The sequence below is a fragment of the Mycobacterium sp. URHB0021 genome (assembly GCF_054057895.1).
In genome coordinates this window covers 4,126,686-4,138,868 of record NZ_JBSRZT010000002.1, presented here as the reverse complement: position 1 = coordinate 4,138,868, position 12,183 = coordinate 4,126,686, and the positions used below count along the sequence as shown (strand labels likewise).

The window sequence follows — 12,183 nt, the reverse complement described above, 5'->3', positions numbered from 1 at the left end:
CTTCGGGGGAGTTGACACCGCGTGGTCCGAGGTACTCAAAGCCGCACTGTGGTTTACGGTTGGCACAAGCGTCAATAAGGCTTTCGGGGCTGACTGGCGCACCCACGAGCGGAGGGATACCGGGACGATGCGTCAGATGAGACGGTCTGTGAGCACTGCTTTGGCGGCGGTCGTCGTCGCGTCGCCGACGGTCATGTTGATCGCCGGGATAGGCACGGCCGCGGCCGACTCCACGAACTCGGCTAGGACGACCTTTTTGCCGTTCGCCCAGATTCAGCGTCGGTGCGACCACAGCGCCAACATGTACACCAGCCCTACCGGTTACGGCAGGGCCACGGCCGTCGTGCGAAGCTCGGGTTCCACCGTGACGGCCGACGTGCAACTGCTGACCGCACGGCCCGATACCCGTTACGACGTCCGGTTGATCCAGACACCGCGTGCGTCATCGGCATCGTGCAACGGAGGTGACCCCGGTGTCATGACGGGGGCACTGCAAACCGACGGAGCCGGGTCGGCCAACGTCACCCTGCAGGGGCCCATCGCGTCCGGCGCGACGAAAGCGTGGGTCTACATCAGCCTCCCGGGTGAGTTCAGCCAGACGCCGGCCGAGTACTACACCACCGACTACGAGGCCGCGATCTAGCGGACGGGCCGCTGAGCGACTGTGTCTGGGCCACCTCCGTCGAGGAGCACGAGACCGCCCTCGATTGAACTATCCGATGTTCTCGCAGCCGATGAGCTGTCGCATTAGGCGGCGCGGGGCCGAATCGCCTGATGATGAATCTGTTTCGGGTCATGCGGGCACGAGTACGGTCAGCTCGCTGCCGCGGCGTTCCACCTTCATTCCGGCGCGGCGCGCCACCGCGGCCACGGCGGCCGCGTCGCCGGGCTCGGCTCTCGTCGTCGCCAAAGCCCTGGCCAACCGGCCCTTGTGCGACTTGTTGTGATGACTGATCACGGTCCGGCGGCCGTCGGCGTGCTCGGCGAACACGTCGACACGCACCGCACCGGGCAGCCGCCCCAACGCCGCGTAGGAACCCGACCGCAGATCCACCATCAACTCCATCAGCGCGAACTCGGCAAGGACCGGTTCCAGCACCGGCCGCCACCGGGTCACCAAGGAGGGTCTGCCGGGAAGCTTCGATGTCGCGGAGAGGCGGTAGGCGGGCACGGGATCATCGGCCCGCAGAAACCCGAACAATGCCGACCCGATGGCCAGCCGTGCGCGGGCACGGGCCGCCGCCGGGCCGTGCAGCGAGCCGATGTCGAGGGCGTCGTACAGCACACCGGTGTACCGGTCGATCGCGGGCACGGTCGGCGCGGTGCGCAGGGTCGCGTTGCGCTCGATCTCGGCGTGTTGTGACTCCGAGATCCCCAGGGCGCGGCGGCACGCCGATGCGTCGGCGGACAACTCGACCAGATCGTCGACGAGCTGGGTGCGCAGCGGCCCGAGCGGGGGGGCACTGAGCGCCTCCAAACGCAGGGCCGGGCCGTCGCCGCCGCCGTGCTTGGTCTCCGATGGCGGCAGCAGCACGATCACGGCACAGACGCTAGCTCATCGCCGTCGCCGGCCGGACGGTAGAAATGGTTCTGCGGCAGCACTTCTGAGCCGGTTACGCAGGCGGCCCCGGGCCGATCGGCATGTCGGGGCCGGCCGGCGCGTCGAGCGGCATCGGCGATTCGGGCGCGGGCGGTGGTTCTGGCGCCGGTGGTGGCGCCATCTCCGGAGCCGGAGGTGGCGCGGCCTCGGGCGGGGGGGCCGGTGCCATGTCCGGCGCGGGCGGCGGTGCCAACGGCGCCTCACCGGCCATCAGGACAACCGGGGCGTCCGGCGGGGGCGGCAGGAACGGATCCATCGGCGGGGCCATCGTCGGATCGTCGGCCGGGCTCTCGTCGACCGCCATCGGCAGGAACATGTGGTGGCTGAACTGGCCCTGGTAGGCGCCGCCGCCACCGACCCGCACACCACCGCCCTCGCCCGAGGTCACCCGGGGTGCCGTCCGGCAGCGTCGCGGCGGTGTGGCCGCCGTTCCAGCCGACGTTGAGGGCGCCGGGCTGCGAGCCGTACTGGAAGCCGCGCGCGAGCAGCGCCTTCTCGATATTGCCGGTGTCAAACCGGTCCCCGTAGATGGGCCGGCCAGTCGCGGCATTCGTCACCCATGAGACCAGGCCCGAGCAATCCGTGCCGCGCGGAGAATCTCCGCCGGAGATGTACGGCGGGCCCGAAACCGAGTGCACAAGTGTCAACAGCGTTACGGTGGCAAACATGCGGCCGGACGTTAACAGACGTTAACTGAGCCGCTCAAAATCTGTGACGCCCAAACGGTTTAATCCATTTATCGGCTGTTTCACCGAAGTCGGCTGCCGTTCAATCCGGTTCGGAGCCGTAAGCAGGCCCTTTGGCTGCCTTGCAAAAACACGAATCGGCGCACTTTCAGCAACGGCAAACTAGCTCCATCGCCGAAATGTGCGCGCTGTCACACAATTCACCGCGTTCAGGCCGTGTCCGGGTCACCCCTGGGCGAGGAGCAGCGGGACGAGCTGCTCGGCGGTTGTCAGTGACCCGTGCTGGCCGATCAGCGCAGACTCCAACGGCTCCACCGTTCGGCGCACCACACCGGCCGAACCACGCGCCGCCGCGACGATATCGCCGATCCGCGGGCGCACCGCGTCGCCGATCCGCTCGCCGAACCACCCGGCTGCGATCGCCTCCTCGCGGGAAACCACCCATGCGCGATTGCCGAGGATGCCGCGCCAGGCCGCGAGCACGTCGGCCTCGGCGCCGTCGGCCACGTAGACGTGTCGGGCTCGTACCTCGCCTCCGATGGCCTCCACGCCCTCCGTCAGCGGCGTGCACGCGTCGGCGTCGATGGTGTCGCCCTCCTCGACGGTGACCATCCCGTGGTCGGCGACGACGGCCAGCAGCCCACCGGGCGGCAATCCCTCGACCACGGACTCCACGAGCCGGTCGACCTGGCGCAACTGCATGCGCCACGCCGCGGAGCCGGGGCCGTACAGATGACCCATCATGTCGAGCTCGCTGTGGTAGCCGTAGCAGAATCCACCGGCGGCGATGGCCGTCTGCACCGACGAGCCAAGGTCTCCGAGGGCCTGAACGCCGATGTATCGGCCGCCGCGCAGGACGGCGCGGGTCATCCCCGAGTGGGCGAACTCCGCACCGGAGATGACGCTGACCGCGATTCCGGCGGATTGGGCACGCTCGAACATCGTGGGCGCCGGCTGGACCTGCTCCGGCGGCACCTCCTCGCGAAGATCCGCGCCCCAGGGATGCTGCCGCCAGCGCAGGGAATTGAGGACCCCGGCACCAGGCAGCCGAAACGAGTAGCCCACCAAGCCGTGCTGGCCCGATTGGCAGCCGGTACCGATGGCGGCGAGGCCGGCGACGGTCGTCGACGGAAACCCGACGCGCAGTGTGCGGCCGCGCATCCCCGCGAGCACCGGCGCGTCATCCGCGTAGGTGTCGAGCAGATCCGCGCCCAGTCCGTCGATCAGCAACACGCAGGCCCCGGTGATGTCGCCGGGCAGCCGGATCGGGGCGGCAAAACGACCGGTCGCGCCCATGGCCGCCAGGAGCGACGGCACCACGTCGGCCAGGTGCGGGATGTCCAGATCAGGCTGCGGCAGGTCCACAGCGTGAGCCTGCCACAGCCGGATCAGGGTTGACTGGCAGCCTGCTGGCTGCATATAGTCAGTCATGCAGCCGGATGGCTGCATATTGTCGGTGAGGCGGAGATGGACGACGTGTTCAAGGCGTTGGCGGATCCGAGCCGGCGCCTGCTTCTCGACGGACTCAACACCCGCAACGGACAAAGCCTGCAGGAACTGTGTGCCGGCCTGTCGATGGCACGGCAATCGGTCAGCAAGCATCTGGCGGTGCTCGAAGCCGCCAACCTGATCACCATCGCCTGGCGGGGCCGGGAGAAGCTGCATTACCTCAACGCCGAGCCGATCAACGCCATCGCCGATCGCTGGATCAACCAGTACAACCGTGCCCGGGCGCAGACCCTCGCGGACCTGAAATCGATATTGGAGACCGAACCCATGAGCAGTGATGCCGAATTCGTCTACACCACCTATATCCGAACGACGCCCGAACGGCTGTGGCAGGCGATCACCGACCCTGCCTTCTCGCGTCGCTACATGGGCCACGCCATGGTGTCCGACTGGGAGAAGGGTTCGACGTATGTGTGGGCCGAAGACGCTCTCGCGATCGAGCATCCGGATCAGGTGATCCTGGAGTCTGATCCGTACCGCCGGCTCGCGTTCACGTTCCACACGTTCGTCCCGGAACTGACCACCCTGGGGTTGGGCGAGGAGACGATCGCCAAGGCCGCCGCCGAGAATCGTTCGAAGGTGTCCTTCGATATCGAGCCGTACGGCGACGAGCAGGTCAAACTCACCGTCGTCCATGGCGACTTCGGTCCCGACAGCACCGTGCGCGGACTGATCTCCGGCGGCTGGCCCTGGAAGCTCTCAAGCCTCAAGACGGGGCTGGAATCGTCGTGACGGCCACCCCGGAGGTCGTCGACCGAGCGGCGTTTCAGGAGGAACTCGATGTGCTGCGGGCACGGGAGAAGGCCCACACCCGCGAAGCAGACGCGATCGCAGCGGCCCGCCGGCGTCTGCCGATGGTCGAGGTGGACGCGACAACGCCGCTCATCGGCCCCGGCGGTGCCGTCACGCTGCTCGATGCGTTCGAGGGACGTCGGCAACTGATCGCCTATTACTTCATGTGGCATGCCGGCCATCCCGCCGCGGAGCAGTGCGAGGGCTGCACATGGTGCACCAGCCAGGTCGCTGAGCTGTCCTACCTTCACTCCCGCGACATCACCTACGCGGTTCTCTGCCAGGGCCCCTACCGGGAGAGCCGCCGCTACCGCGACTTCATGGGCTGGGATATGCCGTGGTATTCGGCACAGGACTCACTCGACACCCTGCTCGTCGGGCGCCAGATCGGATTGATGCACCTCGTCAGCTATCTGCGTGACGGTGAACGCGTCTTCGAGACCTATTGGACGAACTACCGCGGCGTCGAGGCGATGGACTACAGCTTCGCCCTCATGGATCTCACCGTGTACGGACGGCAGGAGGCCTGGGAGGACTCGCCGGCCGGCTGGCCCCTTCGCCCGATCCGGCACAACAGCGAACGGGTGCGCGCGAATGGACGCCCGATCGCCCAATGGTCGCGACTCGAGGCCGGCAGCTGCGACGACTTGACGACGAAACCCGAAGGGAGATAACAGGGATGGAAACACCCCCGATCGTATCGGCGCAGGAGTGGGAGACCAGGCGCCGGGAAATGCTTCTCAGGGAGAAGGAGATCAGCCGCGCCAGGGACGCGTTGGCCGCCGAGCGTCGACGGATGCCGTGGACGGCGGTGGAGAAGGAGTATGCCTTCGACGGGCCGAACGGCAGGGCACGCCTGCTCGACCTGTTCGACAGCCGTCGGCAGTTGCTCGTCTACCGAGCCTTCTTCCAACCCGATGTGCACGGCTGGCCCGACCATGCGTGCGTCGGATGTTCGCTGATGGCCGACCATGTCGGCAATCTGGCCCATCTCAACGCCCGTGACACCACATTCGTGTACGCCTCGCCGGCGCCGCAGGCCGACATCGAGCGGCTCAAGTCGCGGATGGGGTGGGAGCACATTCCGTGGTTCACCATCACCGACGACTTCGACAAGGACTTCGGGTGCGATGAATGGCACGGCACCAACGCGTTCATCCGCGACGGCGACGACCGCGTATTCCGCACTTACTTCATCAACGGCCGCGGCGACGAGGTGTTCGTGAACACCTGGAGCCTGCTGGACATGACCGCGCTCGGCCGCCAGGAGGAATGGGAGGATTCGCCTGCGGGCTACCCGCAGGACCCGCCATACGAGTGGTGGGCGTGGCACGACGCCTACGCCCACCATCAGCCGTCGCGATGGTTCGGTGAGCCCGACCCGAACGACCCCGACGACCAACGGCCGCCCCGCAGGGACGCTTAGGACCCCAGGCTGGCAAGCGCCTCGTCGAGGCATCGGGTCCACCGACCGTTCGTGACCTCCTCGAGCGCCGTATCTCCACCGAAGGCGCTCGAGATCACCAGGCCCGGTGACAGCGACCGCAACGCCGCGAGGCTGGTGCTCATCTCCGTGGCGTCGCCGCGACCGGGGACCAGGTAGGTCGACCATGTGCCCCGGCCGGTGGGGAACATGGTGTCGCCGGTGAACAGGTACTCCTCACCGTCGACGCCGCGCACCAGGTAGCAGGTGCTACCGGGCGAATGACCGGGGGTGGGAATCACGTCAACCCCGTTGGCGTCGATGTGCCTTCGGCTTCCGATCGGCACGTCGACGTGCGCGTGCCTGCCGATTTCGGCCAGTTCAGCGGCGGGTGCGTGCAGCCGGGAACCGAATCTCTCGGCGATCCGGGCCAGGTTCGGGCCCGCCTCGTCGAGATGCGACAGGTACTGCGCGGTGACGCCGCCGAGTTCGGCGATGGCATCGAAGTCTGCGTCGGTGGCCGGACTGTAGAACAGCATGTTGCCGCTCGGTCCCCGCCAGAGATAGGAGTGGGTGGTCAATCCGGGGAAGGGCGAATCCATCCGCGTCTGCCAGAGATCGGCACGGATCCGGGTCAGTGTTCGAGTCATGTCTACCTCCATGTCAGCCACTGTGGACCCTCAACCATTGTTGAGGTCAAGGGCGCGCGCTGACGCCCAGATGTCCTATGCAGCTAAACTCGCGTTTCATGAGGTCGACTAAGTTCGCCACCGTCGCGGCGGCGTTGTTCGTCGCCGGCTGTGCCTCGGCGAGCATGGCGCATGCCGACCCGACGACACTGCCGGGCCCGACTCCGCCTCCCGGCCCGAAGACGACCATCGACAGCGACGGCACCTACACCGTCGGGACCGACATCGCGCCCGGCACCTACAGTTCCGCCGGTCCCGTCGGCGATGGCACGTGTTACTGGAAGCGAGTCAACGGCAGCGACCTGCTCGACAATGCGCTCAGCAAGAAAGCGCAGGTCGTGACGATCGAGGCAACCGATACCGTGTTCAAGACCAACGGCTGCCAGCCGTGGCAACTGACCGACTGCTTGCCGGGATGCGCGCCCCCGGCGGCGAACCCGATCGACGTGCTCGGCCAGATCGGCCGGCTGTTCGGACCGCACTGAGGGTCCGGTTCCGGCCCTGTTTGACAGGAATCGCACAGGCGTTGCATCACGCGATCTGACCGTCCTCGTTGGTATTCTGCGAAAGCTGCCGAATGCGAGGGCGCGGGGAGGCGAACCGCACGGTGGTCGCATGCATACGCGTGTCCGTACGAAAACCGCAGAGTCCCTCACGAAAAGAGATTTGTGCGCACCGGAGAGATCAAAGCCCTATCCGGCTTGCGCATCATTGCCGCGGTTTGGGTCGTACTCTTTCACTTCCGGCCGTTACTCGAGCAGGCAGCCCCGGGGTTCCGCTCGGCGCTGGCGCCGGTGCTCAATTGTGGCGCCCAAGGCGTCGACCTGTTCTTCATCCTCAGCGGATTCGTGTTGACCTGGAACTACCTCGACCGGATGGGCGAATCATGGTCGACCAGATCGACGTTGCGGTTTCTCTGGCTGCGATTGGCTCGCGTGTGGCCCGTCTACCTGGTCACCCTGCACCTGGCGGCCGCATGGATCATCTTCACGCTGCATGTCGGTCACGTGCCATCCAAGGTCGCTGATTCGCTCAACGCCGTCAGTTATGCCCGCCAACTTCTGCTGGTGCAGCTGTGGTACGAGCCATTCTTCGACGGAACGAGCTGGGACGGCCCAGCCTGGTCGATCAGCGCGGAATGGCTGGCCTATCTCATTTTCGGGGTCCTCGTGCTGGTGCTTTTCCGGGTCGCGCGGGTGACACGAGCCAGGGGACTGCTCTGGCTGGCGGTGGCCGCGTCGTTACCGCCGACTCTGCTCCTGCTCGCGTCAGGCCACTTCTACACCCCGTGGAGCTGGTTGCCGCGGATCATCATGCAGTTCACCGCGGGCGCGCTGGCCTGTGCCGCGGTCCGCAAGCTGCAACCCGCTGACGGGACACGCCGTATCGCGGGCCTCCTGTCAGCGCTGCTGGCGGCCGCCATCGTCGGAATCCTGTACCTGCTCGACGCGCATCCCGTGCCCAGGATGATCGACTCGAGCGGTCTGGTCGACGTGCTGTTCGTTCCGCTGGTGGTGACGCTGGCGATCGGTATCGGATCGCTGCCGAGACTGCTGTCCAGCCGGGTGATGGTGTACCTCGGCCACATCTCGTTCAGCTTGTACATGGTGCACGAACTTGTGCACACCGCATGGAACTGGACCGCCGAGCAGTTCGGCATCCTGCTCACCCCCGGCTGGCCGGCGAAGTTCGCGGTCGTCGGCCTGCTCGGGATCGCCCTCGGTGGCGCGGCGGTGCTGTATCACGTGGTGGAGGAGCCGGCCCGGCTCTGGATGCGCCGCATGGCCGACGGCGGCCGCACCAAGTCGGTCAGGGCGAAGGTTGCGGCGCGTCCGGCGGACGACACGGTGCACGGCAAACTGCAGTCGATCGAAGGCGTCCGCGAAGCACGGACAGACTCCCCGGTCTCGGCGCGCGCGGGGTAACGAGTTGGCAGAGCAGCGCGTTGGCGGCGTCATCGGGTCGCCCGGATCTAGGCTGTGCTGGTGAGCCGTCTCTTCACGTTGGCCCTCTCACTCGCACTGGTTGTCGGCACTCTTGGGGCACGCCCAATACCCTTGCAGCACAACGAGACACTGCCCCTCGACTACCTGGCAAACCGCATCGCGGTGATCAGCGACTCGTACACCACCGGTACCGACCAAGGCGGCATGGGGGCCAAGAACTGGACCACGCTCGCGTGGCAGACACTCGCCAGCGAGAAGGTGCCGGTCACCCCCGACGTGCAGGCGGAAGGCGGGGCCGGTTACGGCACCCGCGGAAATCACGGCAGCGTTTTCGAGGATCTGACGACGAAGGCCGTCAGGCCCGATGATGCGCTGGTCGTCTTCTTCGGCTCCCGCAACGACAAGGATGTCGACCCGGCGCGGCTCTCGGTGTTGATCTACGGCACGTTCCAGCTCGCCCGTCACACCGCACCGTCGGCGCAGTTCCTGGTGATCGGGCCGGCCTGGCCGACCGCTGATCCGCCCGTGGAGATCCTGCGAATCCGCGACGCGCTCGCATACCAGGCGCGGCTCGCGGGTGCGGTGTTCGTCGATCCCATCGCGGCCGGCTGGTTCGTCGGCAGGCCGGATCTGATCGGTGCGGATGGAGTGCATCCGACCGACGCGGGGCACACGTACATGGCGGACAAGATCGCGCCGCTCATCGTTTCGCAACTCACCAGGCGTGTCTGACGAAGCCGCGCTCCCGGATGCCCAACGCCCCGCGAGCCTTTCGACCCGCGGGGCGTTGTAGCGATCGTGATCAGGCCAGGTCGAACCGGTCGTTGTTCATGACCTTGACCCACGCCGCGACGAAGTCCTCCACGAACTTCTCGTTGGCGTCGTCCTGCGCATAGACCTCGGCCAGTGCCCGCAGCACCGAGTGCGAACCGAACACCAAGTCGTTGGCGGTGGCCGTCCACTTGGTCGTGCCCGAGGCGCGGTCGCGACCGTCGTAGACGTTCTCCGTCGTCTCAGACGGCTTCCACTCGGTGCCCATGTCGAGCAGGTTGACGAAGAAGTCGTTCGTCAACACGCCCGGCCGGTCGGTGAACACGCCATGCTTGTTGCCGCCGTGGTTGGCACCGAGCGCACGCAGCCCACCAATGAGCACGGTCAGCTCCGGAGCGGTCACGTCCAGCATGTAGGCCCGCTCCAGCAGCAACTCCTCCAGCTGCGCCTTCTCACCCGGTCGGATGTAGTTGCGGAATCCGTCGGCCCGCGGTTCGAGCACCGCGAACGACTCCGCATCGGTGTTCTCCTGCGACGCGTCGGTGCGTCCCGGCGCGAAGTGGACGTCGATTTCATAGCCGGCGTCCCTAGCCGCCTTCTCGACCGCGGCCGAGCCGGCCAGCACGATCAGGTCCGCCAGTGAGACCCGCCTGCCACCCGAGCCGTTGAAGTCCTGCTGGATCTTTTCCAGAACCGGCAACACCTTGTCCAGCTCGGACGGTTCGTTGACCTCCCAATTCCTCTGCGGCTCGAGGCGCAGCCGCGCACCGTTGGCGCCGCCTCGCATGTCGGTGCTGCGGTAGCTCGCCGCAGCCGACCATGCGGTCTTCACCAGCTGCGGCACCGACAGGCCGGAATCGAGAATCTTGCTCTTCAACGAGGCGATGTCCTGCTCGTCGACCAGTTCACCCTCGACGGCGGGAACCGGGTCCTGCCACAGCTGCGGCTCGGCGACCCAGGGGCCGAGGTAGCGGCTGATCGGACCGAGGTCACGGTGCAACAGCTTGTACCACGCCTTGGCGAATGCCTCGTTCAGTTCCTCGGGGTGGTCGAGCCAGCGTCGGGTGATCTCGCCGTAGATCGGATCGACGCGCATGGAAATGTCGGTGACCAGCATCGTGGGTTTGCGGCTCGGCCCACCGAACGGATCGGGGATGACCGGCTCGGCGTCTTTGGCCTCGAACTGCCACGCGCCACCGGGGCTCTTGGTCAGCTCCCACTCGTAGCCGTAAAGGTTTTGCAGGAAGCCGTTGCCCCACTTCGTCGGAGTGGCGGTCCAGACGACCTCGATACCGCTGGTGATGGTGTCGTTGCCCTTGCCGGACGCGAACGCGCACTTCCAGCCCAGCCCCTGCTGTTCGATCGGGGCGCCCTCCGGCTCGGGACCGACCAGGTCGCCGTCGCCGGCGCCGTGGGTCTTACCCAGGGTGTGGCCACCGACGATCAGCGCCGCCGTCTCCTCGTCGTTCATCGCCATCCGGCCGAACGTCTCACGGATGTCGTGGGCCGCGGCCAGTGGATCCGGCTTGCCTTCTGGCCCCTCGGGATTGACGTAGATCAGGCCCATCGTGGTGGCGCCGTAGCGTTCCTCGAGCTCCCGCGCGCCGGAGTAGCGCTTGTCGGTGCCGAGCCACTCCTCTTCCTCGCCGAAGATGATCTCTTCCGGCTCCCAGAAGTCGGGACGGCCGAAGGCGAACCCGAACGTCTCGAATCCCGCCGACTCCAGCGCACAGTTGCCGGCGAACACCAGGAGGTCGGCCCACGAGATCTTGCTGCCGTACTTCTTCTTCACCGGCCACAGCAGGCGGCGTGCCTTGTCCAGGTTGGCGTTGTCGGGCCAGCTGTTGATCGGGGCGAAGCGCTGCATGCCTTGGCCGGCGCCGCCGCGACCGTCGTAGATGCGGTAGGTGCCCGCGGCGTGCCAACTCATCCGGATGAACAGACCCGCGTAGCTGCCGTAATCGGCGGGCCACCAATCCTGCGAGGTGGTGATCACCGACATCACGTCGGCCTTGAGAGCTTCCACGTCGAGCTTCGCGAACTCCTTGGAGTAGTCGAAGTCTTCGCCCAGTGGGTTGCCCTTGTTCGAGTGGGTGTGCAGCAGCGACACGTTGATCTGGTCGGGCCACCAGTCCTGGTTCGTCAGGGGGCGGTGGGCCTTGGGCTCCGGCGACTTGATCGCAGGATTTTCGCTCTCGCTGTTGCTGGCCGTGCCGGCTTGAGGCGTGGACGGGCGGGCGTCGGATGTATCAGATGACACAACATTCCCTTTCATCTGGGTGATGGGGCTGCGATCACGGATGTGATCAGGAACTTCGTGGTGCCGAACAATCGGGGCACAGGCCCCAGTAGACGACCTCGGCCTCGTCGACGAGGAAGCCGTTTGGGTCAGATGCGGTGAGGCAGGGCGCTTCTCCGACGGCGCAGTCGACGTCGGCGATCGTTCCGCACGACCGGCAGACGACATGGTGGTGGTTGTCGCCGACACGCGACTCGTACCGGGCCACCGAGCCCGACGGCTGGATCCGACGGATCAGCGCCGCCGTGGTCAGCGCCGCCAGCACGTCGTACACGGCCTGCCTGGACACGTCGGGCAGGCTGGCGCGGACGGCGCCGAAGATCGTGTCCGTGTCGGCGTGCGGATGTGCGCGCACCACCTCCAGTACCGCCAGCCGAGGACGAGTCACCCGGAGGTCAGCGGTCCGGAGTTCGTCCGCGTAGTCCGACGTCACGAGGACACTATCGTCCCCTATCTGGAATCGGTCAA

The 12,183-nt window shown here is 66.7% G+C and carries 12 protein-coding genes and 1 pseudogene; 7 read left to right on the top strand and 6 right to left on the bottom strand.

Annotated features, from left to right (window positions below; genetic code table 11):
- Positions 1–148 precede the first annotated feature (148 nt).
- Positions 149–643, top strand: coding sequence for a hypothetical protein (locus ACVWWN_RS22590; RefSeq protein WP_457145841.1), 495 nt, complete (start codon positions 149–151; stop codon positions 641–643).
- A 150-nt stretch (positions 644–793) separates the two neighbouring features.
- On the opposite strand, the gene yaaA is transcribed toward ACVWWN_RS22590, so the two are convergent.
- From yaaA to ACVWWN_RS22575, 3 genes and pseudogenes are all read right to left on the bottom strand, one after another.
- Positions 794–1,540 carry a peroxide stress protein YaaA gene (yaaA, locus tag ACVWWN_RS22585; RefSeq protein ID WP_457145840.1) on the bottom strand — a complete coding sequence of 249 codons (747 nt, stop codon included), beginning with the start codon at positions 1,538–1,540 and terminating at the stop codon, positions 794–796.
- Positions 1,541–1,613: 73 nt separating this feature from the next.
- Positions 1,614–2,268: pseudogene (locus tag ACVWWN_RS22580) on the bottom strand (peptidoglycan endopeptidase).
- A 243-nt stretch (positions 2,269–2,511) separates the two neighbouring features.
- Positions 2,512–3,651, bottom strand: a complete 1,140-nt coding sequence (locus tag ACVWWN_RS22575) for an alkaline phosphatase family protein (protein WP_457145839.1) — start codon at positions 3,649–3,651, stop codon at positions 2,512–2,514.
- 102 nt (positions 3,652–3,753) lie between these two features.
- Between ACVWWN_RS22575 and ACVWWN_RS22570 the strand changes: the two genes are divergently transcribed.
- Genes ACVWWN_RS22570 through ACVWWN_RS22560 form a run of 3 tightly spaced genes read left to right on the top strand, consistent with a single transcriptional unit; the run spans position 3,754 to position 6,013 of the window.
- Positions 3,754–4,527 (top strand): ArsR/SmtB family transcription factor, encoded by a 774-nt coding sequence (locus ACVWWN_RS22570; RefSeq protein ID WP_457145838.1) that lies wholly within the window; start codon positions 3,754–3,756, stop codon positions 4,525–4,527.
- Positions 4,524–5,261 (top strand): DUF899 family protein, encoded by a 738-nt coding sequence (locus ACVWWN_RS22565; protein ID WP_457145837.1) that lies wholly within the window; start codon positions 4,524–4,526, stop codon positions 5,259–5,261. Before ACVWWN_RS22570 ends, ACVWWN_RS22565 begins: the two co-directional genes overlap by 4 nt.
- Before the next feature lie 5 nt (positions 5,262–5,266).
- Positions 5,267–6,013, top strand: coding sequence for a DUF899 domain-containing protein (locus tag ACVWWN_RS22560; protein WP_457145836.1), 747 nt, complete (start codon positions 5,267–5,269; stop codon positions 6,011–6,013).
- On the opposite strand, the gene ACVWWN_RS22555 is transcribed toward ACVWWN_RS22560, so the two are convergent.
- Positions 6,010–6,660, bottom strand: coding sequence for an MBL fold metallo-hydrolase (locus tag ACVWWN_RS22555; RefSeq protein WP_457145835.1), 651 nt, complete (start codon positions 6,658–6,660; stop codon positions 6,010–6,012). The genes ACVWWN_RS22560 and ACVWWN_RS22555 overlap by 4 nt on opposite strands.
- Before the next feature lie 98 nt (positions 6,661–6,758).
- Between ACVWWN_RS22555 and ACVWWN_RS22550 the strand changes: the two genes are divergently transcribed.
- The 3 genes from ACVWWN_RS22550 (at position 6,759) to ACVWWN_RS22540 (ending at position 9,377) form a co-directional block, all read left to right on the top strand.
- Complete coding sequence (locus tag ACVWWN_RS22550; RefSeq protein WP_457145834.1) at positions 6,759–7,184, top strand: hypothetical protein; 426 nt, start codon at positions 6,759–6,761, stop codon at positions 7,182–7,184.
- Between the two features lie 183 nt (positions 7,185–7,367).
- Positions 7,368–8,624 (top strand): acyltransferase family protein, encoded by a 1,257-nt coding sequence (locus ACVWWN_RS22545; RefSeq protein WP_457145833.1) that lies wholly within the window; start codon positions 7,368–7,370, stop codon positions 8,622–8,624.
- A gap of 60 nt (positions 8,625–8,684) precedes the next feature.
- Positions 8,685–9,377: an Rv0518 family GDSL lipase gene (locus ACVWWN_RS22540; protein ID WP_457145832.1), complete on the top strand. Its 693-nt coding sequence runs from the start codon at positions 8,685–8,687 to the stop codon at positions 9,375–9,377.
- A 70-nt stretch (positions 9,378–9,447) separates the two neighbouring features.
- On the opposite strand, the gene katG is transcribed toward ACVWWN_RS22540, so the two are convergent.
- Positions 9,448–11,676 (bottom strand): catalase/peroxidase HPI, encoded by a 2,229-nt coding sequence (gene katG, locus ACVWWN_RS22535; protein WP_457145831.1) that lies wholly within the window; start codon positions 11,674–11,676, stop codon positions 9,448–9,450.
- A 46-nt stretch (positions 11,677–11,722) separates the two neighbouring features.
- Positions 11,723–12,148, bottom strand: coding sequence for a Fur family transcriptional regulator (locus ACVWWN_RS22530; protein ID WP_457145830.1), 426 nt, complete (start codon positions 12,146–12,148; stop codon positions 11,723–11,725).
- Between the last annotated feature and the right edge of the window lie 35 nt (positions 12,149–12,183).